This window comes from Streptomyces cavernicola (assembly GCF_029968035.1).
GTDB classification, from domain to species: domain Bacteria; phylum Actinomycetota; class Actinomycetes; order Streptomycetales; family Streptomycetaceae; genus Streptomyces; species Streptomyces cavernicola.
Map to the genome: position 1 here is coordinate 1 of NZ_JASCIQ010000058.1, position 26,364 is coordinate 26,364.

The window sequence follows — 26,364 nt, forward strand, 5'->3', positions numbered from 1 at the left end:
GCTACCAGGCGGGCGAGGCCTTCTTCTCCGAGGGCAGCAGCAGCCACAGGGCGAGGTAGATCAGGAACTGCGGCCCCGGCAGCAGGCACGAGACCACGAAGATCACGCGCATCGTCGTCGCGGAGGTGCCGAAGCGCTGGGCCAGCGCTGCGCACACTCCGCCGATCATCCGTCCGTTCCTGGGGCGAACAAGGGCGGTCATGGTGGCTCCTTCGCGTACGTGGAGAACGTCTGTGTCTTCGACGGTACGTTCGCGAACCGGTGGAAAGCGTCGGACTACGGGGCGATCCCGACCCTGGGAATCGTCGGGGTCGGACCCTGAGAGCCCTCGTCCCTCGCCCTGGCCCGCACCGGACCGTACGGCCGCCGACGGCGCAGGCGGGCACGGGCGGCAGGCACCACGGCCAGGTGCGCCAGGGCCACCCCGAGGGTGTTGAGCAGCAGCGAGTCGACGTCGACGACCTGTCCCGGCACGCCGGTCTGCAGCAGCTCGATCCCGAGGGAGAGCAGCAGACCCGCGGCGACGGTACGGGTCAGGGAGACCAGGGGCTGGGCGTGCAGCCGGCCGCCGACCAGCGGAAGCAGCACCCCGAGCGGGGCCAGGAGCAGCAGCTTCTCGCCGATCCGGCGCGCGGCCTCCTCGGGCGCGAGCGCCAGGTCCGCTCTGATGCCGGCCATCGGCTGGAGGTTGGGCGCGCTCACCCAGGGCACGTCCAGCGGACGCAGCGTGACCCAGGCGACGAACAGGAGATACGCGAGGAGGAGTAGGGCTCCCGCCACGCGGAGACGAACCGCGGCACCGGTGCTGCCGCTCAGGCCTTGACGCTGCACGTCACCCAAGACGCGCCCACCCGCGCGATCGGTTCCCCGACAGGGGCGCGGGGAACTGCGCGAGCAACCCACGAAAAGCCGCAGTCGCGTCTGCGCATGCACCACGCAGATGCGACTGCGGCTTTCGTCGTGGCTGGTCGCGCAGTTCCCCGAGCCCCTGTCGGGGCTAGGAGTCCGGGTTGACCGTTTCCGCCGGGGCAGGAACCGTGCCGGGGCGGGCGCGGAGTTCCTCCGTGCACTCGTACCGCCGCAGCGGCGACCCGCCCGGCCCGCCGAGGACCACCGCCTCGTCCCGCTCCGCGGCCACGCTCTGCGCGAAGGTGCAGACGATCTGGGCCAGCTCGTACGGGGTCATCCGCTCGGGCGGGGTGCTGATCCTGAGGGCTGTCGCCGGGTCGCCGCCGCGCGGCCCCGTGACCTTGGGGGCGCCCGTGACGCTTGAGGTGAACCCGGCCTGCTCCTCGGCCTCGGTGGGCGGCTCGCGCAGTTCGGAGAGCAGGGCCTGGGCGACGCTCACCCGGTCCTCGGCGGCCGCGGCGGAGAGCCGTACCGCGCGGTCGACGCGCACCAGCTGCGAGCCGCAGACGAGGAAGATGCCCTCCGGGACGGTGTCGGTGTGCGCCTGGGTGGCGACGTCGGCGGCGGTGCTCACGCACGGCACCCGGGACGGGGCCGGGCCGAAGTCCGTCGGTACCTCCGTGGCGCGGATGCCACAGCCGGCGAGGCCCGCGCCGAGCAGGGCGGCCAGAGTGGACCGGACAAGGAGCGTCCGGGTCCGCGTACGTGCCGTCATCGGTCCGCCTTCTTCGCCTGCTGTTCCGTGTCGCCGTCGTCCGCGCTGCCGCCGGGTCCGCCGTCCCCGTCGCCCTCGCCGCTGGGCAGCCGGAGGGTGAACACGGCGCCGCCGCCGGGGGAGTTGGCGGCCGTGATCTCGCCGCCGTGGATGTGGGCGTTCTCCAGGGCGATGGAGAGGCCGAGGCCGCTGCCCTCGGAGCGCGGCCGGGACGCGCTGGCCTTGTAGAACCGGTCGAAGACGTGCGGCAGCACCTCCTCGGGGATGCCGGGGCCCTGGTCCCGTACGGAGATCACCAGGTCGGTGCCCTCCTCGCGGACGGAGACCCGGACCGGGGAGCCGCCGTGCTTGAGGGCGTTGCCGATCAGGTTGGCGAGGATCACGTCGAGGCGGCGCGGGTCGAGCCGGGCCATGATGCCGCGCTCGGCGTCGAGCTCGACGGCGTCCAGCCAGGCGCGGGCGTCGATGCAGGCGGTGATCTGGTCGGCGATGTCCACGTCGTCCAGGACGAGGCGTGCGGTGCCGGCGTCGAAGCGGGTGACCTCCATGAGGTTCTCGACGAGGTCGTTGAGGCGCCGGGTCTCGCTGACCACCAGGCGTACGGCCGGGGCGATCATCGGGTCGAGGCTGTCCTCCTCCTCTTCGAGGACCTCGGTGACGGCGGTGATCGCGGTGAGCGGGGTGCGCAGCTCGTGCGACATGTCGGCGACGAAGCGGCGGCTGGACTCCTCGCGGGCGCTCATGTCCGCGACCTTCTTCTCCAGGGACGCGGCCGTGGAGTTGAACGTCCGTGACAGCTCGGCCAGTTCGTCCGTGCCGGAGACCCTCAGGCGGGTGTCGAGCTTGCCCTCGCCGAGCCTGCGCGCGGCGACACCCAGCCGGTGCACCGGCTTGAGCACGGTCGTCGCGGCGGCCTGCGCGAGCAGCGCGGCGCCCACCAGGGCGAGCGCGGTGGCGATCCCGAGCGACCAGGCGAGGGAGTTGAGGTCCTTCGCCTCCGGTTCGAGGGACTTGAGCATGTACCCGGTGGGTCCGCCGCCCATCACCCGCGTACCGCCCACGAGATACGGAGTGCCGTCCTCCACCTTGCGCTGCCAGAACAGCCGGTACGACTCCTCGCCGGACCCTTCGGACCCGCCGGACTTCTCGCCCTTCTCCGCGGCCGGCTTCTCCACGGCCTTGCGCAGCGAGGCCGGTACGTCGTCGCGGGTGAAGGCGTCCAGCTCGGAGGTGCCGACGACGGTCCTGCCGTCGGGGTTCTCGCCGATCAGGACGACGCTGTAGCCCTGGCTGCCGTGCGCCATGTTCCGTGCGGCGCGGTCGAGTTCGTCCTTCGTGGGCTGCCGGGGCAGCGAGGCCACGCGGTCCTGCATGGCCTCCTTGAAGTCGCCGAGCGCCGCGTCCTGGGTGCGCGTGAGGACGGCCTCGCGGTTCAGCCAGTACGCGATGCCGGACGCGGAGACCGCCGCGATCAGGGCGATCAGCGCGAACACGAGGACGAGCCGCAGCCGCAGGCTGGTCAGGCGGAGACTGGTGAGGAGCCGGCGGCCCCAGGTCTTGCGGGCGGCTGTCACTGAGGCGTGTCCAAGCGGTAGCCGACGCCGCGCACCGTGCGGATCAGGGTCGGCGACGACGGCACGTCCTCGACCTTGGCGCGCAGCCGCTGCACGCACGCGTCCACCAGGCGGGAGTCGCCGAGGTAGTCGTGCTCCCACACCAGGCGGAGCAGCTGCTGGCGGGAGAGGGCCTGGCCGGGCCGGCGGCTGAGTTCGAGCAGCAGCCGCAGCTCGGTCGGCGTCAGCTGCAGGTCCTCGCCGTCCTTGGTGACCGTCATCGCGGAGCGGTCGATGACCAGCGAGCCGAAGGCCGCCGCGTCGTTCGCCTCGCGCTCGCCGCGGCGCAGGACGGCCCGGATCCGGGCGTCGAGCACCCGGCCCTGCACGGGCTTGACCACGTAGTCGTCGGCGCCGGACTCCAGGCCGACCACCACGTCGATGTCGTCGCTGCGCGCGGTGAGCAGGATGATCGGCAACTGGTCCGTGCGCCGGATCCGGCGGCACACCTCGAAACCGTCGATCCCGGGCAGCATCACGTCGAGAACGATCAGATCCGGGCGCTGTTCGCGCAGGAGCTTCAGACCGTCCTCGCCCGTGGCGGCGGTGGACACACGATGCCCCTGGCGCGTCAGCGACAGCTCAAGGGCCGTGCGGATGGCGTCGTCGTCTTCGATCAGCAACAGGGAAGGCACGTCAGTCATTCTGTCGCATGGTGCGGTGGTGTTTCGACAGTTGGAGCGCTCCCGACCGTTCACCGGCCTCTTCCGTCCGCGATCTCCGCGACCGACAGGCGGTCCACAGACCCCTGTGACAGGCCTGTGACAGTCGACAGACACCGCGATGAAAGTCGAGGGGCAGGCTTTGGGTCACACGGAAAGCACCGGTCAGGACCACGACGGTGCAGCTGGGCCAGGACTCCACGACGGGGGGCGCGAGATGAACACACTGCACGGCACCAGCGCAAGCGCAGTCGTCACGCGTCTGCACGACCTCACCACGCGGGGTGCGGGCCAGCACGAGAAGTCCGGTACGGGGGTGCGGGGGTGTTCCCGCGGAACCGGACGCCAGCACACCGGTTACATGACGGTGGTCGACTCCCACGCCAAGCGCGGGGTCGGCAACGGGGGAACGTACGGGGAGGGCTCGGGGGAGCAGGCGTCCCTGTCGGAGGCGGAGTTCACCGCCTACGTCCAGGAGCGCCGCGCCTCCCTGTACGCCACCGCCTACCACCTGACCGGTGACCGGTTCGAGGCCGAGGACCTGCTGCAGAGCGCGCTGTTCTCGACGTACCGGGCCTGGGACCGGATCAGCGACAAGGCCGCGGTCGGGGGCTACCTCCGCCGCACCATGACCAATCTGCACATCAGCGCGTGGCGCCGCCGCAAGCTGAACGAGTACCCGACCGAGGAACTGCCGGAGACGGTGGTCGACACGGACGCGATGCGCGGCACCGAGCTGCGCGCGGTTCTCTGGCAGGCCCTGGCCCGCCTCCCGGAACTGCAGCGGACGATGCTCGTGCTCCGCTACTACGAGGGCCGTACGGACCCGGAGATCGCGGACATCCTCGACATCAGCGTGGGCACGGTGAAGTCCAGCATCTGGCGGTCGCTCCGCCGGCTGCGCGAGGACGAGGTCCTCAGCTTCGGCCGTGACCTGGAGGAGTCCTTCGGCGAACTGGTGGCGTAGCCGCCGCACGACGAAGGCAGGGGGGCCGTCGCATCGGGGGACGCGACGGGAAGACCGAGGGGGAACACGGGGGAGCACGGGGGAAAGCAGGAGGGGGGAGCAGTACGGGATCCCACGGGGGAGTACGGGGGTACTTCGGGGGACGGGATCCCGACGGGGGGAGCACGGGGGAGCACGGGGGAAACGGCAGCGGGACCGGGAGGCCGGGGGGTCTTACCGGTCCCGTCGTCATGTCCGGGCCCGTAGCCGTGTCCGGGCCCGTCATGTGCGGGCCCTGCAAGCGGTGGCTGTGCGGGCTACGCCGGATCGGGCGCCGAACTCCGCCGCGCACCGCGCGCCTGCACGCACCGCCCTGCCGCCGCCGAGGCGAGCCGGCCGAGGGCCTCCTCCTTGCCGCAGGGGTGCGCGCCGAGCGCGGTCTGCCGGGCCACCACGGCGCGCTCCGTGCGCATCAGCCGCCAGCCGCGCCGCAGCAGGAACGGCACCGACTTGCGGCCTTCCTTCAGATCGCGCGCGAGCCGCCGCCGGAACGTCGTCGTCGGCCGACCGCGCAGGCACAACGCGTCGGCCAGGACGCCGAGTTCGCGTACGCGCTCCACGATGTCCGCCGCGAAGATGCCCTCGGCGATGAACAGCGGGGTGCGCTCGATGTCGAAGCTCTCCTCGCCGACCCGCGCGCTCACCGAGATGTCGTAGACCGGCACGCGCGTACGCCCCGAGCGGCACAGTTCGGCGATCGCGGCGACGGCCGTGTCCGCGTCCCAGGAGGCGGGGGAGTCCCAGTCGACGTCCCGACTGCCCGCGACCAGCGGCAGCGTGGGGTCGCCGGCCTCCTTGTAGAAGTCGTCGAGGCGCAGCACCGGAAGGCCCGAGCGGGCGGCGAGTCGGGTCTTGCCGGCGCCGGAGGGTCCGGTCAGCAGGACGACGCGCGTCGGTATGGGGGGATGGGCGGTCACGGGACACCAGTGTGAGGCATTCCCTCGCACAAGCGACCCCGTCGGCCGTTCTTTGAAAGCCGCATCACATCTCAATTACGCTTCGTGTCCGACCGATTACGCGATCAGCCCGGACAGGTGGCGTACCCATGGCACGACATGCAGCATCCCGACGGCCCGCGCACCGCACGCTGATGCGCGCCGGGTTCACCCTCGCCGCGGTCGGCGCGGCCCTCGGCGCGGGCGGTGCGGCGACGGCGAGCGCACAGCCGCTGCCCGCGCCCGTACCGCTCGGCGACCTCGACGTGCCGTCGGCGGGTGCGGCGGTGACGGGTGCGCTGCCGCACGCGACGGCCCCGCTGAAGAACCTGCAGCTCGACCCGCTGGCCAACACCGGTGTGGACCCGCTGGACAACGCGGTGGGCACGCAGGTCGCGGACTTCCAGCCGGTGTCGACGGCGGCCGTGACGGACCCGATCACGAAGGGCGGCACGCTCGGCACGCTGCCCGTGGTGGGCGAGGTGACCAGCCTGCTGCCGGGCTGAGTCGCCGGGTCGTTCTCCGTACGCGAACGCCGTACGCGAACGCCGTACGCGAACGCCGTACGCGAACGCCGTACGCGAACGCCGTACGCGAACGAGCGCCGGGCGGGCCGCAGTTGGGCCTGCCCGGCGTTCGACGTATGCGGGTGTGTGCCGGTGACTCAGTACGCGGAGCCGGACGCGCCCAGCGACCCCGTCGGGTGCCAGACCGTCTTCGTCTCCAGGAACGCGGTGAGGCGGTGCGTGCCCTGGTCGGCGGACCAGTCCACAGGTTGTGGACGAACCACGCGCTTCAGGTTGTCGGCCGCGGCGACCTCCAGCTCCTTCGCCAGGACCTCGTCCGCGCCGCACAGATCAAGGGCGTTGACGTCCTGGTGCGCGGCGAGCGGGGCCGTGATCTCCGCCGTACGCCCCGAGAGGACGTTGACCACGCCGCCCGGCAGGTCGGACGTGGCGAGGACCTCGCCGAGGGAGAGCGCGGGCAGCGGCGCCGCCTCGCTCGCGATCACGACGGCCGTGTTGCCGGTCGCGATGACCGGGGCGACCACGGAGACGAGCCCGAGGAACGACGACTCCTGCGGGGCGACGACGGCGACCACGCCCGTCGGCTCCGGCGAGGACAGGTTGAAGTACGGCCCGGCGACCGGGTTGGCCCCGCCGGCGATCTGCGCGATCTTGTCGGTCCAGCCCGCGTACCAGACCCAGCGGTCGATCGCGGCGTCCACCTGCGCGGCGGCCTTGGACTTCGACAGGCCCTCGGCGTCCGCGACTTCACGGACGAACTGCTCGCGGCGGCCTTCGAGCATCTCGGCCACGCGATAGAGGACCTGGCCGCGGTTGTACGCCGTCTTGCCGGCCCAGCCGCCGAAAGCCTTGCGGGCGGCGACGACCGCGTCCCGCGCGTCCTTCCGGGACGACTGTGGGGCGTTGGCCAGCCACTCACCCTTGCTCGACGTCACTTCGTACACCCGGCCGCTCTCGGATCGCGGGAACTTCCCGCCCACGTACAGCTTGTAGGTCTTGAAGACGCTCAGACGGTTCTGCTCGCTCTTCTCGCTCTTCTCGGACTTCTCAGACATCGAGGTACGCCTCCAGGCCGTGGCGGCCGCCCTCGCGGCCGAAGCCCGACTCCTTGTAACCGCCGAACGGCGAGGTCGGGTCGAACTTGTTGAACGTGTTGGCCCAGACGACCCCGGCGCGCAGCCGGTCCGCGACCGCGAGGATCCGCGAGCCCTTCTCGGTCCAGATGCCCGCCGACAGGCCGTACTGCGAGTTGTTGGCCTTGGCGACGGCCTCCTCCGGCGTACGGAACGTGAGCACCGAGAGGACCGGGCCGAAGATCTCGTCCCGCGCGACGGTGTGCGCCTGCGTGACGTTGGTGAACAGCGTGGGCGCGAACCAGTAGCCGGAGGTGGGGAGTTCGCAGGGCGCGGACCAGCGCTCGGCGCCCTCGGCCTCGCCGGTCTCGGCGAGCGCCGTGATCCGGGCGAGCTGCTCCGCGGAGTTGATCGCGCCGATGTCGGTGTTCTTGTCGAGCGGGTCGCCGAGGCGGAGCGTGCCGAGGCGCCGCTTCAGCGAGTCGAGCAACTCGTCCTGGACCGACTCCTGTACGAGCAGTCGCGAACCGGCGCAGCAGACCTGGCCCTGGTTGAAGAAGATCCCGGAGACGATGCCCTCGACGGCCTGGTCGATGGGGGCGTCGTCGAAGACGATGTTGGCGCCCTTGCCGCCCAGTTCGAGCGTGAGCTTCTTGTCCGTCCCCGCGACGGTACGGGCGATCTCCTTGCCGACGGCCGTGGAACCGGTGAACGCCACCTTGTTCACGTCGTCGTGCGCGACGATCGCCGCGCCCGTGTCGCCGTACCCCGGAAGGATGTTGACGACGCCCTTGGGCAGCCCGGCCTGGCGGCAGATGTCCGCGAAGAACAGGGCGGAGAGCGGGGTGGTCTCGGCGGGCTTCAGGACGACCGTGTTGCCGGTGGCGAGCGCCGGGGCGATCTTCCACGCGAGCATGAGCAGCGGGAAGTTCCACGGGATGACCTGCCCGGCCACACCGAGCGGCTGCGGATTCGCCCCGTACCCCGCGTGGTCGAGCTTGTCGGCCCAGCCCGCGTAGTAGAAGAAGTGCGCGGCGACCAGCGGCAGGTCGGCGTCGCGGGTCTCCTTGATCGGCTTGCCGTTGTCCAGGGTCTCCAGGACGGCCAGCTCGCGGGACCGCTCCTGAATGATCCGGGCGATCCGGAACAGGTACTTCGCCCGCTCGGCGCCCGGCAGCGCGGACCACTTCACGAAGGCCTTGCGCGCGGCCTTCACGGCCCGGTCCACATCCGCGGCGCCGGCCTGCGCGACCTCGGAGAGCACCTCTTCGGTCGCGGGGGAGACGGTCTTGAAGACCTTGCCGTCGGCCGCCTCGGTGAACTCGCCGTCGATGAACAGGCCGTACGACGGGGCGATGTCGACGACGGAACGCGACTCGGGCGCGGGCGCGTACTCAAAGGGGTTGTTCAAGGTCTCGGTCTTGTCAGCCATGTCGATCAGTCCACCGTCACGTAGTCGGGGCCGGAGTAGCGGCCGGTGGCCAGCTTCTGGCGCTGCATCAGCAGGTCGTTGAGCAGGCTGGAGGCGCCGAACCGGAACCAGTGGTTATCGAGCCAGTCGGCCCCGGCCGTCTCGTTCACGAGGACGAGGAACTTCACGGCGTCCTTGGAGGTCCGGATGCCGCCGGCGGGCTTCACACCGATCTGCACACCGGTCTGCTGCTTGAAGTCGCGCACGGCTTCGAGCATGAGCAGGGTGTTGGCGGGGGTGGCGTTGACGCCGACCTTGCCGGTCGAGGTCTTGATGAAGTCCGCCCCGGCCATCATGCCGAGCCAGGAGGCGCGCCGGATGTTGTCGTACGTCGACAGCTCGCCAGTCTCGAAGATCACCTTGAGCCGTGCGGTGCCCGAGGCCTCCTTCACGGCGCGGATCTCGTCGTACACCTTCAGGTACCTGCCCGCGAGGAACGCGCCGCGGTCGATGACCATGTCGATCTCGTCGGCGCCCGCGGCGACGGCGTCCCGCACATCGGCCAGCTTCACGTCGAGCGCGGCCCGCCCGGCGGGGAAGGCCGTCGCGACGGACGCCACCTTCACGCCGGACCCGGCGACGGCCTCCTTGGCGGTCGCGACCATGTCCGGATAGACGCAGACGGCGGCGGTCCGCGGCGTCGTACGGTCGCTCGGATCCGGATGGACGGCCTTCGCGCCGAGCGCCCGGACCTTGCCCGGGGTGTCGGCGCCCTCCAGGGTCGTCAGGTCGATCATCGAGATGGCCAGGTCGATGGCGTACGCCTTGGCCGTCGTCTTGATGGAACGCGTCCCGAGCGCGGCGGCACGCGCCTCGAGGCCGACCGCGTCCACGCCGGGCAGCCCGTGCAGGAAGCGGCGCAGCGCACTGTCGGACGCGGTGGCGTCGGCGAAGGCGGATGCAGTGGCAGATGCGGTGGCATGTGCGGTGGTGGGCATGGTCACCAGGCGAGCATATCTACGCGCGTAGCGGCTTGTACAGGGGTGGGGTGGGGCGGGGTACGCGGATACGCGAGTGGCCGGGACCCGACAGGGCCCCGGCCACACGAAGCATGCGTTTTTTACTGCAGGGGGCTCAGCTACTGGACGTGGACTCAGCCGATGAGCAGAAGCACGGCCAGGAGCACGGCCCCGGCCACGCTCGGCGCGAGGATCTCGTACGCCCAGCGCACGCTCGGCTCACCCTGCGCCCCCGGATCGGCGGCGTGCCGCTCGGCGAGCTCCCGCAGATCGTCGAGGGCCTGGTCGGAGGGGGCGCGGGTGGGCCCGAGGTTCCGCCCGGTGAACAGGGGGGACGTACGCCCGCTCGGGTCCTCCACGGAGTCCCGCACCTGCCGCCGAGCGGCCTTCTTGCGCGCCCGCAGCGACACGGGGATCGCCCACAGCTGGTACTTGTGCCCGTCGCTCGCGAACACCTCGCTGGAGTACCCGGACCGCAGCGCCTCCACGGAGGCGAGCGGCAGCGTGATCGTACGGAAGGGGTTCCGCACCCGCAGCCGCGTCTGGTTCACGAACACGGCGGGCCGCACGGTGTACGCCACGATCAACGGCACGAGGAACAACAACCCGGCAAGCGCGAGCCACGGCGTCCGCCCGTCCCCCCGCACGAGCGCGTCCCCACCGATCCACAACGAGAGCCCGAGCAGCAGCACGCCCCCGGCGATGCCGGCACTGGAACGGAAGACGCGGTCGGCGTATTCGGGCTGGGGGGTTTGGGGGTCGGTGGCGTCGGCGGAGGGGGTGGCGTCCGCCGAGGAGGCAGCGGGGGTGGGCTGCTCGTCCGACTTCGCGGCGGGCTGCTCGTCATCGGGCCGATCAGGCCGCTCCGGCTCGGGCTGCGGATCGGGATTGGGGTCCGGGCTCGTCATGGGGGTGATTGTTACGCAGCGGGGGGTGGGGGTGTCACTGGGGCTGCTCTGTGCTGTCTTATGGGGGAGCTGTCGGAGGGGGAGAGGGGGAGAGGGGGAGCAGGGTGGCCGACGCCGAGACGACGTCTGCGGAACGATTCGGGGCGCTCTTCCAGATCGCCTTCCAACTCCCGGAGTTCCCGGAGCCGAGACTCGCCGAATGGGGCTGTCCCAGGAGGAGTTGAGCTACCTGAAGCATGCGCTCCGCCACGCCAGAGCCGAGCGCTCCTCTGCCGCCGTCGAGCTCCTCGATGAGCTGCCACCCCACACACTCTCGCTCTGGGCCGGCCTCTTCCGACGGGTCCTCACCGCCGTGAGCGCGCGCGAGCTGTTCTTGCGTACGGGCTATTCGTTGGACGTGCTGGAGACGGCGGTCGAGTGGCTGGGGCGGCGGGCGCTGCCTGACGAGTGAAGGATCACTCCAGGGTGATGGTTTCGGCCAGCCGCATGTGGAGCCTCAATGAAGCCTTCTCCTCAACTAGCAGCTGAGTAGGGCCACTTGGCGCTGATTCTTAGTCGATTTCACGCCAGGGGCGGACGTGGCGCAGGTGACTGTGTGTTCGATTGTCAGCCCCGTCAGTTACGGTGCAGTTCGCGTACGCAATGAGCTTTCGCGTACGCAACGCAAGGCAACGGGGAAGTGCGATGACTACGGGGGTGGTCGGCATGCGGGCTGCTGCATTGGCGCGGCGTATGACCGAGTTGACGAAGTCCGGCGAGGGCGATCTGCGGGCGCTGGTGGGGGAGTTCCGGCGCAGCGAGGTGCTCGTGCCGGTGGTCGAGGGCTCGCTGCTGACGGTGGCGACGGACGACGTCCGCTGGCTGTTCGCCTTCACGGGGATGGAGACCCTCGAGCGTTTCGCGGAGCAGCGTCCGGAGACGGTCGACGAGTGGATGCCGGTGTTCGGTGCGCGCCTCCTCGACCAGGTGATTCCGGGGATAGGCGGGCCGGTCGGCGTCGCGGTGGACGCGGGCAGTCCGGCGGGGCTCGTGCTGCCGCCCGTGCAGGACATCGTGCCGGACGCCGTGGCGTGGCAGCCGGCGCAGGACGATGCGCCTGACCAGGTCGCGACGGCTGCCGAGGGTGCGCGATGAGCGGCAACGGATTCCGCGCTGACCCGGAGGCGATGGCCCAGCTCACCAAGGGCATCAAGCAGGCCATGGACGAGCTGAAGGAGCTCGGCTTCAACGACATCGACGCGGAACTGGGGCGCGGCTTCGACAAGTTGGAGCTGGCAGGTCTCGAGGTGGGGGACGCGGGGCTACAGGAGTCGTTTGCCGGGTTCTGCGACAGGTGGAACTGGGGCGTGCGGGCGCTGATGCAGGACGCCAACAAGTTTGCCCGCCTGATGGACCTGTCGGCCGGGCTGTACCACGAGGAGGAGGAGTACGGGAAGAACACGTTCAAGACGCTCGTGAACCAGGTGTCGGGCAATCCTGCCGCGACGGAGGAGGACATCAAGCGGCAGTCCGTTTCCGAAGCTCTGGAGAGCAGCACCATCGCCGGGAACGTCCGGGACGCGGACTACAGCGCGGACTCGTTCCGTGACGCCAAGCGCGAGATCAAGGAGTCGTGGAGCCGGACCGGGGAGGAGCTGGAGACCTCGACGCTGACCCCGTGGCGGGACAGCAGCGACTACCAGCCGGACGGTCCGGAGGAAAAGTCGTTCGGGCCGCAGGTGAAGCCGAAGGGTGACTCGTCCGACGCCGAGGGGGGCAAGGGCTGATGGGCATCGGGGATGCGCTCAGCGGCATCGGGGATGCCGCTTCGGGCGCCATGGACACGGTCAGGGAGAAGACCGGCGACGCGGTCGGCTGGGTCACGGACAAGTCCGCGGACGCCCTCCAGTACGTGGGCGCGGACTCGGCCGCGGAAGGCGTCCGTGACGTCGGCGAGGGCATCGGCAACCGCCTTGGCTCGGACGTGCCCGAGCGGCAACTCGGCGAGAGCGACGACCCCAAGGAGCTGATCCACGGCAGCGTTCCGGCCCTTGAGGAGCGGGCCAAGCACCTCAAGGACTTCGCCCGAGCCTTCGAGACGGTCGGGCGGGGCCTGGGGAACCTGGACTCGGGGTTCTGGAAGGGCGAGGCGGCGGACAGGTTCCGCGAGAAGTTCACCATGCAGCCCAAGAAGTGGCTGACGGCCGCCGACGCCTGCGAGGACGCCTCGCGTGCGCTGGAGTCGTACGCGCAGACGGTCGCTTGGGCGCAGTCGCAGGCGACCGCCGCGATCGAGCTGTACAAGAGCGCGCAGGCGGCCAGTGAAAAGGCCGCCAAGGACCACGAGTTGAAGGTCGGCTCGTACGAGTCGTCGATGGAGGCGTACGACGAGTATCTGGCCTCCGGCAAGACCGACCCGGGCCCCAAGCCCACGAATCCCGGCCCCTTCCGCGACCCGGGTGTCGCCGGCCGCCAGGAGGCGCAGGAGACCCTGGACGAGGCCCGCCGCCAGCGCACCGAAGCCGCCCGTGAGGCTCGCGGCAGGGTGCAGCAGGCCATGGAGACGGCCCCGGAGAAGCCCGATCTCCTTGACCGGGCGGGTGCTGAGCTCATGGACGGCGCTCAGTCGTACGGCATGGGGCTCGCTCACTTCACGGGCGGTGTGGCCGAGGCTGTCGGCGGCACCCTGGCAACGGTCCGCACGGTGAACCCGTTGGACCCGTACAACCTGACCCACCCTGCGGAATACATGAAGAACGCCAACGCATTGGCGACCGGCCTGCTCAGCACGGCCGCCCACCCGGAGCGCATCCCGAAGGCGTTCATCGGCGCGGGCTGGACCAGCGACCCCTGGGGTGCAGCAGGCAACTTCTTCGGCAACCTGGTCGGCCCGAAGGGCCTAGGGAGATGGGGGGAAGGGCCCGGACGGGAAGCCGCACCCGGACCAGCCGCCAGGCAAGGGCAGGGAGGAGGGCGACAAGCAGGGTTCCTGCAAGACGCCGGAGAAGGGCGTCTGCGCGAACGACCCGGTGGACATGGCGAGCGGCCGGATGCTGCTCCCGCAGACGGACGTGTCCCTGCCCAGCGCGCTCCCCCTCGTGTTCTCCCGCCACTTCAAGTCCTCGTATCGGGCGGGGTATTGGTTCGGCCCGTCCTGGGCATCCACGGTCGACCAGCACCTGGAGGTGGACGCGACCGGGGTCGTCTTCGTCCGCCCGGACGGCGCGGTCCTGTCCTACCCGCACCCGGCCCCAGGGGTCCCCGTCCTGCCCAACGGCGGTGACGATCACGCGCTGACGCTCGACTCGTACGGCGACTACACGGTCACGGACCCCGTGCAGGGCAGGTGCTGGCACTTCGCGGCTCCGGAGGGCGACGGCAACGGCATCGCCCTGCTGATGCAGATCACCGACCGCTCGGGCCAGTACGTCAGCTTCGAGTACGAGGCCGACGGGACCCCCACGGCTCTCGTGCACTCGGCCGGCTATCACCTGAAGATCACGACCGAGGGCAAGCGCGTCACGGCCCTGCACCTCGCGGGCGCGGGTGCGGACGGCGGGGACCAGGAGATAGTCCGCTACGGCTACGACGAGCGCGGCCACCTGTCATCGGTCACGAACTCCTCGGGCCGTCCCACCGTCTTCACCAACGACGAGCTGGGCCGCATCACGTCCTGGACGGACACCAACAACTCGTCGTACAGCTACGTCTACGACGACCAGCACCGGTGCACGTACCAGACGGGCCAGGAGGGCCACCTCCGCGCGACTTACACGTACGACGAAACGGACCCGGACACCGGCCACAAGGTGACGACGTTCACCAACTCGCTCGGCCGCACGCAGCGTTATCTCGTGAACGGCCAGTTGCAGGTGGTGGCGGAGACGGACCCGGCGGGGGCCACGACCCGCACGACGCGCGACGTCTACGACCGCCCGCTGACGATCACGGACCCGCTCGGCCGGACATCGTGTTACGCGTACGACGAGCTGGGCCGCGTGACGATGGTGGTCCGCCCGGACGGGGCGTACACCAGCGTCGCCTATGACGAGTTGAGCCTGCCGGTCGTGGTGGCGCACTCGGACGGCACGTGCACGTACCAGCAGTTCGACGAGTACGGAAACCGCATCTCGGTGACGGACGCGTCGGGCGCGCGGACCCGCTTCGGCTACGACGCGCTCGGCAACCTGGCGTCGATCACGAACGCCCTGGGCGAGACGACGATGGTCCGCTGCGACCCGGCTGGCCTGCCCCTGGAGATCACCGACCCGCTGGGCGCGGTGACCCGCTACGAACGGGACGCGTTCGGCCGCCCGGTGGCGGTCACGGACCCGCTGGGTGCGGTGACGCGCCTGGAGTGGACGGTCGAGGGCAAGCTCGCGCGCCGCACAGCCGCGGACGGCTCGTCGGAGTCCTGGACGTACGACGGCGAGGGCAACTGCCTCACGCATACCGATGCGATGGGCCAGGTCTCGACCTTCGAGTACACCCACTTCGACCTGCTGTCGGCCCGCACAGGCCCAGACGGCGTCCGCTACGAATTCGAGCACGACACACAGCTGCAACTCCGCAAGGTCCTCAACCCGCAGGGCCTGACGTGGAGTTACGACTACGACGCGACCGGTCGCCTGGTCACGGAGACGGACTTCGACGACCGAGTCCTGACGTACGCGCACGACGCAGCGGGCCAATTGCTCTCCCGCACGACACCGATGGGCGACGTGATCCGCTTCGAGCGGGACGTACTCGGCCGCACGGTCCGCAAGGACGCAGCAGGTGCGATCACGACGTTCGAGTACGACGCGACGGGCAGTCTCGCGCGGGCGGTGAACCCGGACACGGTGCTTGAGCTGACGCGGGACGCGGCGGGTCGACTGGTGTCGGAGACGGTCAACGGCCGGACGATGACGTTCACGTACGACGAGCTCGGACGGAGGGTGGGCCGCAAGACCCCATCGGGCGCGGAGAGCTCATGGCGCTACGACGCCGCAGGCAACCGCACAGAGCTGGTCACCTCCGGCCGAACGATGACCTTCGAACACGACGCGGCAGGCCGGGAACTCAGCCGACTCATAGGCGACTCGCTCTCCCTCACGAACTCGTTCGACGCGGTGGGCCGCCTCACGAAGCAGTCACTGGTAGGCCCGGCCGACCACACGCTCCAGTCCCGGCGCTACACGTACCGGGCGGACGGCAACCTAATCGGCATCGACGACCAACTCAACGGCTCCCGCCGCTTCGACCTGGACGCGGCGGGCCGGGTGACGGCGGTCCACGCGGCCGGCTGGACGGAGCGCTACGCCTACGACGAGGCCGGCAACCAGACGGAAGCGTCGTGGCCGCAGGCGATGCCGGGCCAGGAGGCGATCGGCTCCCGCACGTACGAGGGCACCCGCATCCGCACGGCAGGCTCCGTCCGCTACGAACACGACGCGGGCGGCCGCACGCTCCTCCGCCAAAAGACCCGCTTGTCCCGCAAGCCGGACACGTGGCGCTACGAGTGGGACGCGGAGGATCGCCTCACGTCGGTGATCACCCCGGACGGCACGAAGTGGCGGTACGCATACGACGCGCTGGGCCGCCGAATATCCAAGCAGCGGCTTGCGACGGCGGGCGGGGACTCAGTCGCGGAGCAGGTCGACTTCGCTTGGGACGGGACGACTCTTTGCGAGCAGACAAGCCATGTGCCGGGTGTGCCAGAGGCGGTCACACTTACTTGGGATCACGAGGGATTCCGCCCATTGACTCAGAGGGAGCGCAAGAATCTTTCATCAGAGGACGTTGACGAGCGCTTCTATGCGATCGTCACTGACCTCATCGGCCACCCCAACCGCGCTCGTGAATGAAAGAGGCGGAATCGCTTGGCGAACCCGCACCACTCTTTGGGGCGCCACCGGATGGAACCGCGACTACACGGCATATACTCCACTCCGATTCCCTGGCCAATACCATGACCCCGAGACGGGCCTGCACTACAATTTCTTTAGGCATTATGACCCCGAAACTGGTCGGTATGTCACTGCAGACCCACTTGGTCTTGAGCCGGCGGACAATCCGGCGGCTTACGTTGACAATCCCACGTCATGGATTGATCCCCTTGGCCTCACGCCGACCGATGGCTGCGGCGAGAGCGGCGGCAGGAAGGCTCAAAGGCGCGGAGAGGAGTATGAGCGCTCGCTGCAGGAACAGCTAGGTGGTGGTGGATCATTCAAGGAGGGAGGGCGCGAGTTTGATGGCGCGTTTGTTGACGAAGGAACTGGTCGGGGAACATGGTACGAAGCCAAGTCCGGCGAGTTCTGGGAGAAGATGGACGATAAGCGTGCGGGGAAGTTCTTCTCAACTGAAGGGCAGAAGCAGCAGATAGCAATGAGTAAAGGTGTTGATTACATGGTGATTTCAGAGAGGGAGATACCTGAGCGAGTGACGAGGTGGCTGGACAAAAAGGGAATCCCTTGGCGTGTAATTCCCATGGAATGATTTGGAGGCGGGTGTGAGTAGGTCTGCGGAAATCGATTTCAGTTTTTATGACCCGGTTGAGGTGTCTGGCGTTTTGCGGAGACTCGAGGCTCGCGGCGTCGTCCTGAAAAATGAGGGAGAGGTCTCATATATTCTCGACAGTGATGACATGTTCGATTGGGTGAGAGTTGGCGCGGACGAGTTCGATCGTGTACTGCTGGAAGTGGATGCGGCAAGTTCCGTGCAGGCTACCTTTGTGGTTTCTGCTCTTTTTGAGGGGACTGACTCTGGTGGCGAAATTATCTTCCATAAGGGGCGGACTGAAGTTTCATTCTCGGCTACAGTGAATCGTCGTTACGTGGCGCCCGGGTCCCACTTCTGCGACTTCGGATGGTATCTGGATATCCTGGTGCCTGCGTTGGAGTCGCTAGGTCTGCGTGAGCTTGAGGCCCGTGATTACAAGTAGGTCTATCTAGAGCGAGGGGTATGGTGCTGAACTACTCCGACGCCACCTTGCTTGGCGACGTCTCCATGAGTAAACGTCCTTCAAGGGGCAGCGCTCAGTTCGTAAGGGCTGGGAAGGGGCGTGTGGCAGGTAAGGCAAAGGTAACGTGCGTCGAGAGTGAATTCTCGATCGCGGACTCCGTCGGCGTTGCCGATTTGGCTATTTCGGATGGTACTCTGATCGGCTGGCCGGAGCTCTTGGTGAGTTGGTCAGGCGGGCCTGGCGGGAGGGGTGTGAATTCTATTCAAGGATCTGGCGCCCGGATTTCCGCTGGTGATGACTTCAAGTCGTGGGAATTCAGGCCTTGGGTAGGGCTTCCGCGTATCCAATGCCGGGTTCACGTGGAGCGCTGATTACAACTCGGGCCGGTGTGGTCGGGCGGATTGTCTTCGGGTGGCGAGCCTTTCGCCGAGGTGAGTGTGCCGTGGAGGGGCTGCGGTTCGGTTCGTTCGAGGGGATCCCGCGTCGATCCTTCGCCATAGGTCGCCAATGCGCATGGGTGTTGCGTTCTGGGCTGACTCGACCTCCAGTGGGACTTTGGGTCTTTCACCTTGAACGGTTGGAGCACACGAATCGCAGCACAGCCTGCCCTTCGTAGCCGTACGCTCGTGTCATGAGTGCCGACATGGGCAAGCGGCTTCAGGGTGTGCGCAAGCGGCGGGGGCTCACGCAGCGCGAACTGGCCACCCTGTCTGGGGTGTCCGTCTCCTTGATCCGGAAGTTGGAGCAGGGGGAGCGGGCGGATACGCGTCTCGAGACGGCTCGGCGGTTGGCTGTGGCGTTGCGTGTTCCGACTTCGAGTCTGGTGAGAGGGCCTGCGGCGGGGACTGGGGAAGACGCGGAATCTGATCGCGACGATGATCAGTGGGCGCCTGTGCGGGAAGCGCTCGTCGGCCCCGTGGGCAGTGCCGACATGAGCGAAGCGCCCACTGTTGCCGGGATGCAGGACCTGATCGATGCGGCCGTGCCGCTCTTCTCCGGCGACAGGTTCCGGGAGTTGAGCCTGATCCTGCCTGCCATGATTCGCGACGCGGACCTGATCGCCGAGACGGGTGGGCCGGCCGGGCGGGATGTGCGTGTACGGCTGATGCAGCTCACGGGGTGGTTGCTGACGCAGACCCGGCAGTTCGAGGCTGCGGGCACCGCCCTCGACCGGTCGCTCGAAGACGCCTCCGACCGCCTTCAAGGTGCGGCGACGGTCAATACGCGGTGCTGGTTGCTGTTGCGGCAGGGGCGTTTGGGCGAGGCGCGCGAGTTGGCCGTTCGGTGGGCCGATGAGGTGGAGCCGCGTATCTCTCGTGCCACGCCTGGTGAGTTGAGCGCGTGGGGCTGGCTGCTGTTGCGCGCCTCCGCAGCGGCGGTACGGGACAACCGGCCGGGAGAGGCTGACGACACCCTGCGCTACGCGAACGCGGCAGCCGTCGCCATGGGGCGGGAGTTCGCACCCGGCGATGACTTCCTCAAGGCGTTCGGGCCCATCACGGTGGCGCTCAAGCGGGCCGAGAACGCCATGGTGGTGGACCGCCCCGATCTGGTGCTCAAGCTCTCCGTCCGTATCCCCACGTCCGGAATGCGCGCTACCTCCAACAACCGCAACCGTCATCTGCTCGACGTCGCGGAGGCGCACACGCGGGCGCGGGACTACGCGAAAGCGGTCGACGTCCTTCAGGAGATCCGGGCCTCGGCGCCCGAGTGGCTGCCGAACCAGCGCTACGCGCGTGACATCTTCGGCCGGATCATCGCCCGGCGGCGGACTCTGACCCCCGATATGCGAAGCCTCGCTGACGCCATCGGGGTGCCCATGTGAACGAGTGGCAGTGAGTGGCACTTCTGTCTGATGTCACGTCAAAGTGCCATTGAGGGCGAGGCATTGGGGTCCGTAGCGTCACCTGCATGACCAATCCACACGGAGTGCACATCGCCCGGCTGCTGCCGTGGGACGGCTCTGACGGACAGCCATGCTTCCTGCTGACCGACGGGGACGGCTATCTCACGCGCATCGCGGACAATATGGAGTCGGTCCAACTCGGTATGGCTGGTGAACTTCTCGACCACATCGACGACTTACTGACCGACCTGGGGGCAACCTCCGACCAACTCCGTTACGGGCTGGCGCGGATGAGCGAGTCGCTGCGCGATGTGAAGCGCATTGCCGAAAGCAGGGGCGCTCGACTGCTCGGCTCTGCAGTGGATGATGACAGGCGATGACTGCAGGTTGGTCCGTGGGCCGTGTCGGAGTGGTCGGGCGGATCGTCGCCGGGGACGAGGTCGGGAAGTTCGTCAGGGTGGACCAGCTGTCGGGGGAGCCGTCGAGCTACCTCGTACTCCTCGCGTATGACCGGGAGTTCAGGCGCGGGTGCGGGGATTACTGGGTGGAGGATCTCGCTTCCGTGGGCCAGTTCTTTGCCGAGGGTGAGTGGGACGTGGAGTGGCTGTCGCCCGGGTCGGTGAGTACGGGAAAGGGGCGACGGTGACCATGGTGGTCACCGTCGCCCCTCCTAGCCGTGCACGTCGCCGTTCAGATGCCCGCAGCCGTCGCCAAGTCCCGCTTCAGGTCTGCCAGTAGGGCCGTCGCCTTTGCGCGTGCCGTGGGCAGGCCCGCCGAGTCGACCGGGACCACTGCCTCCAAGTAGCACTTCAGCTTCGGCTCCGTGCCGCTCGGGCGGACGATGACCCTCGCGCCGTCCAACGTGTAGCGGAGGCCGTCCGTCGGAGGTAGCGAGGCCGTGCCCTGTGTCAGGTCCTCCGCCAGAGTCACCGGGAGGCCTGCCAGTGACGTCGGCGGGTTCTCGCGGAGGCGGCTCATTGCGTCGGCGATCACCGACAAGTCCTCGACCCGGACCGAGAGTTGGTCCGTCGCGTGGACGCCGTGCTCGATTGCGATGTCGTCCAGGAGGTCCAGGAGCGTGCGGCCCTGTTCCTTCAGTTCCGAGGCCAGCTCGGTGATCAACAGCGCGGCCGTGATGCCGTCCTTGTCGCGTACGCCCTCGGGGTCCACGCAGTAGCCGAGGGCCTCCTCGTAGCCGTAGCGGAGGCCCTCCACCCGGGCGATCCACTTGAAGCCCGTGAGGGTTTCCTCGTACCCGACGCCTGCCTTCTCCGCGATTCGGCCCAGGAGGGAGGACGAGACGATTGATTCTGCGAACGTGCCCTGCGCGCCCCGGTTCACCAGGTGGGCTGCGAGGAGTGCGCCCACCTCGTCGCCGCGGAGCATCCGCCAAGCACCGGCGTCCCGTACCGCCACCGCGCAGCGGTCCGCGTCCGGGTCGTTGGCGATGATCAGGTCAGGGGCCTCGGCCTGGGCGCGGGCCGTCGCGAAGGACAGGTCCATCGCGCCCGGCTCCTCCGGGTTCGGGAACGCGACCGTCGGGAAGTCCGGGTCCGGGTCGGCCTGTTCGGCGACCACCACCGGCTCCGGGAAGCCCGCCCGCGCGAACGCCGCAAGCAGCGTGTCCCGGCCGACGCCGTGCATCGGGGTGTAGACCGTACGGGCCGTACGAGGTGAGGACGGGGACAGTACCGCGTCCGTGCGGGCCAGGTACGCCTCCAGGACCGACTCGTCCAGGGTCTCCCAGCCGTCCGACGGGAGCGGGACGTCCGCGAGGGCGCCCACCGCGTCGATCTGCGCCGCGATCTCCGTGTCCGCCGGGGGCACGATCTGGGAGCCGTCGCCCAGGTACACCTTGTAGCCGTTGTCGCGCGGCGGGTTGTGACTCGCGGTCACTTCAACACCCGCCACCGCGCCCAAGTGCCTTATGGCGAAGGCCAGTACGGGGGTCGGGAGCGGGCGGGGGAGGAGCGCCGCGCGCAGGCCCGCGCCCGTCATCACGGCCGCCGTGTCCCGCGCGAAGTCCGCCGACTTGTACCGCGCGTCGTAGCCGATCACCACGAGCCCGCCCGTCTGGCCCTGCGCCCGCAGGTACGCGGCGAGGCCCGCAGCCGCGCGGATGACCACCGCACGGTTCATCCGCATCGGGCCCGCGCCCAGCTCGCCGCGCAGCCCGGCCGTGCCGAACTGGAGCGTGCCGGAGAAGCGGTCCGCCAGTTCCGCGGAGGCGCCCACTTCGATGAGCTTCGCCAGTTCCTCGCGGGTCTCCGGGTCGGGGTCTTCGGCCAGCCATGCCTTGGCCCGGGTGATCAGCTCGTCGTCCTGAGCGTTTGCCTGCACGTTTGCCTCAGCCTCTCCTCGTACGTCGATGTTCGTACGGTCGCTCAGATCCGGCCGAGCACCTGCGTGAGCAGGGTGCCCATGCGGGCGGCGGAGTCGCGGCCGGCCTGGAGGACCTCCTCGTGGTTGAGGGGCTCGCCGGACAGGCCCGCGGCCAGGTTGGTGACCAGGGAGATGCCGAGCACCTCCGCGCCGGCCTCGCGGGCCGCGATCGCCTCGAGGACCGTGGACATGCCGACCAGGTCCGCGCCGAGGATGCCGGCCATGCGGACCTCGGCCGGGGTCTCGTAGTGCGGGCCGGGGAACTGCGCGTACACGCCCTCCTCCAGGCTCGGGTCGACCTCCTTGCAGAGGGCGCGCAGGCGCGGCGAGTACAGGTCGGTGAGGTCGACGAAGTTCGCGCCGACGATCGGCGACGTCGCCGTCAGGTTCAGGTGGTCGCTGATCAGGACCGGCTGGCCGGGGCGCATGCCCTCGCGGAGGCCGCCGCAGCCGTTGGTCAGGACGACGGTCTTGCAGCCCGCCGCCACGGCCGTGCGCACACCGTGTGCGACGGCGGCGACGCCGCGGCCCTCGTAGTAGTGCGTACGGCCCAGGAAGACCAGGGCGCGCTTCGCGCCGATCTTGTACGAGCGGATCTTGCCGCCGTGACCCGCTACGGCGGGCGGGGGGAAGCCGGGCAGCTCGGTGACGGGGAATTCGGCCTCGGGCGTGCCGAGCGCGTCCACGGCGGGAGCCCAGCCCGAACCCATCACGAGGGCGAAGTCATGGGTCTCTGCGCCGGTGATCTCACGCAGCCGCGCGGCGGCGGCGTCTGCGGCGGCGTACGGGTCGGTGGGGGTTACGGAAGCGTTCACGCGGTTGAGGGTAGCTGTTGTCGGTCCACGCGCGTAGATGCCGCTGCGAACAGTGTCGTGATCGTTGCGTTGTACGTTCCGCCAAGTTGACCTTGGGCGCCGTCCCTGGGGCTCCGCCCCCGGGCCCCCGATCGCCCTGCGGGCTGCGTCCTCAAGCTCCCCCAGCCTTCGGCCGGGCGGTGCCGCCAGACGGGCTGGATCGGTGCCCCTCCCCGCCCCTTCCCGAAAGCCTGCGGCGCTGTTCGTTCGGCTGACCCGCCGTCGTGGTTGCTCGCGCAGTTCCCCGCGCCCCTTTCGGGGCGCGGCCTAGCAGGGCCGTTTCCGCAGAGACATCACATAGTCGTGCGGCGCCCCCGCCGACTCCGCCGCGTCGGCGATCTCGCCGAGGTAGCGGGCCGAGGGGAGGCCGCCCTCGTAGCCGTTGAGGACGTAGACCCAGGCGGGCATCTCGCCCTCCAGGGTTTCGACCCTGATCCGCATGCGGCGGTAGATGTCCAGGCCGACGCCTTCCCAGCGGTCCATGGACTCCTCGTCCATGGGCGCGATGTCGTAGAGCGCGACGAAGACCTGGGAGCGCGGGGCCTCCACGATCGTGGCGAGCGCGCCTTCCCAGCCCATGTGTTCGCCGCCGAACGTCAGCCGCCAGCCGTTGAGCCAGCCGGTGGCGCGCAGCGGCGAGTACGGGGCGCGGCGGGACATGAGCCGCGCGTCGAGATTGCCGGCGTACGCGGCGTAGAGCGACATGGGTCCGAGGGTACGACAGTGACCGCCGCAGGTCGTGCGCTCTCGCGAGCCCGTGGTAACCCGGTGGAGGGCCCCGGGGCGAAGCAGCTTGAAGCGTGCGGGACAATGGAGTACGTACTGCATCTGCCCGGGGGGCGACCCCCGGACCCCCGGCCGGAACAGCGCTGGGCGGGCCGGAAACGAGAGCGCGAGGCGTAAATCCCTTGACCCGGATCGTGATCATCGGCGGCGGACCTGGCGGATACGAGGCGGCCCTGGTGGCCGCCCAGCTCGGCGCGGAGGTGACCGTCGTCGACTGCGACGGTCTGGGCGGGGCGTCGGTGCTCACCGACTGCGTGCCGTCCAAGACCCTCATCGCGACGGCCGAGGTGATGACCACCTTCGACTCGTCGTACGAAGAGCTGGGCATCATCGTCGAGGACGACACTCCGCACATCGACCAGGCCGCGCGCGTCGTCGGCGTGGACCTCGGCAAGGTCAACCGGCGTGTGAAGCGCCTCGCCCTCGCCCAGTCGCACGACATCACGGCGTCCGTGACGCGCGCGGGCGCCCGTGTCGTACGCGGCCGGGGCCGACTCGACGGGCAGCAGGCGATGGACGGCTCCCGCAAGGTCGTCGTCACCGCCGCCGACGGCTCCGAGGAGACCCTCACCGCCGACGCCGTCCTCATCGCGACCGGCGCCCACCCCCGCGAGATCCCCGACGCGCAGCCCGACGGCGAGCGCATCCTCAACTGGACGCAGGTGTACGACCTGGACGAGCTCCCCGAGGAGCTCATCGTGGTCGGTTCCGGTGTCACGGGTGCGGAGTTCGCCGGCGCGTACCAGGCGCTCGGCTCGAAGGTCACGCTCGTCTCGTCCCGCGACCGCGTGCTGCCGGGCGAGGACCCGGACGCCGCCGCGGTCCTGGAGGACGTGTTCCGGCGCCGCGGCATGAACGTCATGGCCCGCTCGCGCGCCGCCTCCGCCAAGCGCGTCGGCGACCGCGTCGAGGTCACGCTCGCCGACGGCCGCGTCATCACCGGCACGCACTGCCTGATGGCGGTCGGCGCGATCCCGAACAGCAGCGACATGGGCCTGGAGGAGTCCGGGGTCCGCCTGAAGGACTCGGGCCACATCTGGACCGACAAGGTGTCCCGCACCTCCGCCCCGGGCGTGTACGCGGCCGGCGACGTCACCGGGATCTTCGCCCTCGCCTCGGTCGCGGCCATGCAGGGCCGCATCGCGATGTACCACTTCCTGGGCGACGCGGTCACGCCGCTGAACCTGAAGACCGTCTCGGCGAACATCTTCACCGACCCCGAGATCGCCACCGTCGGCTACAGCCAGGCCGACGTCGACGGCGGCAAGATCGACGCCCGCGTCGTCAAGCTGCCGCTGCTGCGCAACCCGCGCGCCAAGATGCAGGGCATCAGGGACGGCTTCGTGAAGATCTTCTGCCGCCCCGGCACCGGCATCGTGGTCGGCGGCGTGGTCGTCGCGCCGCGCGCTTCGGAACTGATCCACCCCATCTCGATCGCGGTCGACAACAACTTGACGGTGGAACAGATCGCGAATGCGTTCACCGTCTACCCCTCGCTGTCCGGCTCGATCGCCGAGGTCGCCCGTCAGCTGCACACGCGCAAGGCGGCGGGCGAGGCGTAGTACGCGTAAAACCCCTGCTCCGAGGGTGAGTTGACCCCTCGCAGGACGTCATTGGCCCAGTCGCCCGGACTATGCCGGGGGACTGGGCCTTGCGTATACCACTTCACGTCCGGCCATGCGAACAACTTCTGTTATTCGGCGCAAACTGCTGAAACTAGACGGTCGTTGGGGTTACTGTCAGTTTCGTGTTCGCTGCAGAACGTCGCCAATTGATCCTCGAAATGGTGCGGGCCAACGGAGCAGTGTCGCTCCGGGAGCTCGCCCGCGTAGTCCAGACCTCCGAAGTGACCGTACGGCGGGATGTGCGGGCGCTCGAGGCAGAAGGACTCCTCGACCGCCGCCACGGGGGCGCGGTGCTCCCGGGCGGTTTCACCCGTGAGTCCGGCTTCCCGCAGAAGTCGCTGTCCGCGACCGCGGAGAAGACGGCCATCGCCGATCTCGCCGCGGGCCTCGTCGACGAAGGCGAGGCCATCGTCGTCGGCGCGGGTACGACGACCCAGGAGCTGGCCCGCCGGCTCGCCCGCGTGCCCGGACTCACCGTCGTCACCAACTCCCTGCTCGTCGCCCAGGCGTTGGCGCACGCCAACCGCGTGGAGGTCGTCATGACCGGCGGCACCCTGCGCGGCTCCAACTACGCCCTCGTGGGCAGCGGAGCCGAGCAGTCCCTCCAGGGGCTGCGGGTGTCGCGCGCCTTCCTCTCCGGGAGCGGACTGACCGCGGAGCGCGGCCTGTCCACGTCCAACATGCTCTCGGCCAGCGTCGACCGGGCCCTGGTGCAGGCCGCCGCGGAGGTGGTGGTCCTCGCCGACCACACCAAGCTCGGCACCGACACCATGTTCCAGACGGTGCCCACGGACGTCATCACCAGACTCGTCACGGACGAGCCGCCGGTGCACGACGAACGCGCGGCCACCGAGCTGCAGGCCCTCGCCGACCAGGGAGTTCAGGTCGCGGTGGCGGGCGCGACGCCGCCGGGCGGAGCCGCGGAGCCGGCCCCACCGGGCCCCCCGCCCCGCCGGGACGTCCCCCTGCCGGGCCAGCGGAGGAACGTCACGCCTGGCGCGCCGTCCCTCCGCTCGGCAAGCGCCCTGACGGAGCCCCCGGCGGGGGAGCGGGAGCGTGAACGGGCGGCGCGGGTCGCGGACTTGAGGCGGAGGTAGGGGTTAATTCAGCCCGTCCGGCGTTTGAGGACGAGCCCGCAGGGCGACCGGCGGTACGCAGGCCGACCGCGCGG

General features: G+C 69.5%; 24 protein-coding genes and 1 pseudogene. 12 read left to right on the top strand and 13 right to left on the bottom strand.

Annotated elements, in window-relative coordinates; genetic code table 11:
* Window position 1: 1 nt before the first annotated feature.
* The 5 genes from QIS96_RS35135 to afsQ1 form a co-directional block, all read right to left on the bottom strand.
* Window positions 2–202, bottom strand: a complete 201-nt coding sequence (locus QIS96_RS35135) for a PspC domain-containing protein (RefSeq protein ID WP_282546914.1) — start codon at window positions 200–202, stop codon at window positions 2–4.
* A gap of 74 nt (window positions 203–276) precedes the next feature.
* A complete protein-coding gene (locus QIS96_RS35140; protein ID WP_282546946.1) occupies window positions 277–831 on the bottom strand; it encodes a VanZ family protein in 555 nt (184 codons plus the stop codon).
* 166 nt (window positions 832–997) lie between these two features.
* On the bottom strand, window positions 998–1,624 hold the full coding sequence (locus tag QIS96_RS35145; protein ID WP_282546915.1) for a hypothetical protein: 627 nt from the start codon (window positions 1,622–1,624) through the stop codon (window positions 998–1,000).
* A complete protein-coding gene (locus tag QIS96_RS35150) occupies window positions 1,621–3,297 on the bottom strand; it encodes a sensor histidine kinase (RefSeq protein WP_408907309.1) in 1,677 nt (558 codons plus the stop codon). Before QIS96_RS35150 ends, QIS96_RS35145 begins: the two co-directional genes overlap by 4 nt.
* On the bottom strand, window positions 3,195–3,872 hold the full coding sequence (afsQ1, locus tag QIS96_RS35155) for a two-component system response regulator AfsQ1 (RefSeq protein ID WP_282510855.1): 678 nt from the start codon (window positions 3,870–3,872) through the stop codon (window positions 3,195–3,197). Before afsQ1 ends, QIS96_RS35150 begins: the two co-directional genes overlap by 103 nt.
* 244 nt (window positions 3,873–4,116) lie before the next feature.
* On the opposite strand from afsQ1, the gene QIS96_RS35160 reads away from it, so the two are divergent.
* Window positions 4,117–4,866, top strand: a complete 750-nt coding sequence (locus QIS96_RS35160) for a SigE family RNA polymerase sigma factor (protein ID WP_282546917.1) — start codon at window positions 4,117–4,119, stop codon at window positions 4,864–4,866.
* A gap of 296 nt (window positions 4,867–5,162) precedes the next feature.
* Here the strand turns inward: QIS96_RS35160 and QIS96_RS35165 are convergent, their stop codons facing one another.
* Window positions 5,163–5,822, bottom strand: coding sequence for a uridine kinase family protein (locus QIS96_RS35165; RefSeq protein WP_408907310.1), 660 nt, complete (start codon window positions 5,820–5,822; stop codon window positions 5,163–5,165).
* Between the two features lie 128 nt (window positions 5,823–5,950).
* Here QIS96_RS35165 and QIS96_RS35170 point away from each other — a divergent pair, with 128 nt between their 5' ends.
* Complete coding sequence (locus tag QIS96_RS35170; protein ID WP_282546919.1) at window positions 5,951–6,346, top strand: hypothetical protein; 396 nt, start codon at window positions 5,951–5,953, stop codon at window positions 6,344–6,346.
* Window positions 6,347–6,504: 158 nt separating this feature from the next.
* On the opposite strand, the gene QIS96_RS35175 is transcribed toward QIS96_RS35170, so the two are convergent.
* From QIS96_RS35175 to QIS96_RS35190, 4 genes are all read right to left on the bottom strand, one after another.
* Complete coding sequence (locus tag QIS96_RS35175) at window positions 6,505–7,422, bottom strand: aldehyde dehydrogenase family protein (RefSeq protein ID WP_282546920.1); 918 nt, start codon at window positions 7,420–7,422, stop codon at window positions 6,505–6,507.
* Window positions 7,415–8,851 (bottom strand): aldehyde dehydrogenase family protein, encoded by a 1,437-nt coding sequence (locus tag QIS96_RS35180; protein ID WP_282546947.1) that lies wholly within the window; start codon window positions 8,849–8,851, stop codon window positions 7,415–7,417. Before QIS96_RS35180 ends, QIS96_RS35175 begins: the two co-directional genes overlap by 8 nt.
* Before the next feature lie 26 nt (window positions 8,852–8,877).
* Window positions 8,878–9,849 carry a deoxyribose-phosphate aldolase gene (gene deoC / locus QIS96_RS35185; RefSeq protein ID WP_282546948.1) on the bottom strand — a complete coding sequence of 324 codons (972 nt, stop codon included), beginning with the start codon at window positions 9,847–9,849 and terminating at the stop codon, window positions 8,878–8,880.
* A 155-nt stretch (window positions 9,850–10,004) separates the two neighbouring features.
* Entirely contained in the window at window positions 10,005–10,778 is a 774-nt protein-coding gene (locus tag QIS96_RS35190) for a PH domain-containing protein (protein WP_282546921.1), read from the bottom strand.
* A 199-nt stretch (window positions 10,779–10,977) separates the two neighbouring features.
* Between QIS96_RS35190 and QIS96_RS35195 the strand changes: the two genes are divergently transcribed.
* From QIS96_RS35195 to QIS96_RS35235, 8 genes and pseudogenes are all read left to right on the top strand, one after another.
* Window positions 10,978–11,229 (top strand): hypothetical protein, encoded by a 252-nt coding sequence (locus tag QIS96_RS35195; RefSeq protein ID WP_282546922.1) that lies wholly within the window; start codon window positions 10,978–10,980, stop codon window positions 11,227–11,229.
* A gap of 233 nt (window positions 11,230–11,462) precedes the next feature.
* Window positions 11,463–11,912 carry an SseB family protein gene (locus tag QIS96_RS35200; RefSeq protein ID WP_282546923.1) on the top strand — a complete coding sequence of 150 codons (450 nt, stop codon included), beginning with the start codon at window positions 11,463–11,465 and terminating at the stop codon, window positions 11,910–11,912.
* The gene (locus tag QIS96_RS35205) at window positions 11,909–12,544 is read left to right on the top strand and encodes a hypothetical protein (protein WP_282546924.1); all 636 of its coding nucleotides are present in this window, start codon (window positions 11,909–11,911) and stop codon (window positions 12,542–12,544) included. Before QIS96_RS35200 ends, QIS96_RS35205 begins: the two co-directional genes overlap by 4 nt.
* A pseudogene (locus QIS96_RS35210) lies at window positions 12,544–17,234 on the top strand (putative T7SS-secreted protein). Before QIS96_RS35205 ends, QIS96_RS35210 begins: the two are co-directional and overlap by 1 nt.
* Window positions 17,235–17,247: 13 nt before the next feature.
* Entirely contained in the window at window positions 17,248–17,679 is a 432-nt protein-coding gene (locus tag QIS96_RS35220) for a hypothetical protein (RefSeq protein WP_282546927.1), read from the top strand.
* Window positions 17,680–18,331: 652 nt separating this feature from the next.
* Window positions 18,332–19,525 (top strand): helix-turn-helix domain-containing protein, encoded by a 1,194-nt coding sequence (locus tag QIS96_RS35225; RefSeq protein ID WP_282546928.1) that lies wholly within the window; start codon window positions 18,332–18,334, stop codon window positions 19,523–19,525.
* A gap of 86 nt (window positions 19,526–19,611) precedes the next feature.
* Entirely contained in the window at window positions 19,612–19,926 is a 315-nt protein-coding gene (locus tag QIS96_RS35230) for a hypothetical protein (RefSeq protein ID WP_282546929.1), read from the top strand.
* A 14-nt stretch (window positions 19,927–19,940) separates the two neighbouring features.
* The gene (locus QIS96_RS35235; protein WP_282546930.1) at window positions 19,941–20,192 is read left to right on the top strand and encodes a hypothetical protein; all 252 of its coding nucleotides are present in this window, start codon (window positions 19,941–19,943) and stop codon (window positions 20,190–20,192) included.
* 44 nt (window positions 20,193–20,236) lie between these two features.
* Here QIS96_RS35235 and QIS96_RS35240 read toward each other — a convergent pair whose 3' ends face one another.
* The 3 genes from QIS96_RS35240 to QIS96_RS35250 form a co-directional block, all read right to left on the bottom strand.
* A complete protein-coding gene (locus QIS96_RS35240) occupies window positions 20,237–21,886 on the bottom strand; it encodes a phospho-sugar mutase (RefSeq protein ID WP_282546931.1) in 1,650 nt (549 codons plus the stop codon).
* A 44-nt stretch (window positions 21,887–21,930) separates the two neighbouring features.
* The gene (locus QIS96_RS35245; protein WP_282546932.1) at window positions 21,931–22,743 is read right to left on the bottom strand and encodes a purine-nucleoside phosphorylase; all 813 of its coding nucleotides are present in this window, start codon (window positions 22,741–22,743) and stop codon (window positions 21,931–21,933) included.
* Window positions 22,744–23,049: 306 nt separating this feature from the next.
* Window positions 23,050–23,487 (bottom strand): gamma-glutamylcyclotransferase, encoded by a 438-nt coding sequence (locus QIS96_RS35250; protein WP_282510817.1) that lies wholly within the window; start codon window positions 23,485–23,487, stop codon window positions 23,050–23,052.
* Window positions 23,488–23,651: 164 nt separating this feature from the next.
* On the opposite strand from QIS96_RS35250, the gene QIS96_RS35255 reads away from it, so the two are divergent.
* Both QIS96_RS35255 and QIS96_RS35260 read left to right on the top strand, forming a co-directional pair.
* A complete protein-coding gene (locus tag QIS96_RS35255) occupies window positions 23,652–25,130 on the top strand; it encodes an NAD(P)H-quinone dehydrogenase (protein ID WP_282546949.1) in 1,479 nt (492 codons plus the stop codon).
* Window positions 25,131–25,351: 221 nt separating this feature from the next.
* A complete protein-coding gene (locus QIS96_RS35260; protein ID WP_408907311.1) occupies window positions 25,352–26,290 on the top strand; it encodes a DeoR/GlpR family DNA-binding transcription regulator in 939 nt (312 codons plus the stop codon).
* Window positions 26,291–26,364 lie beyond the last annotated feature (74 nt).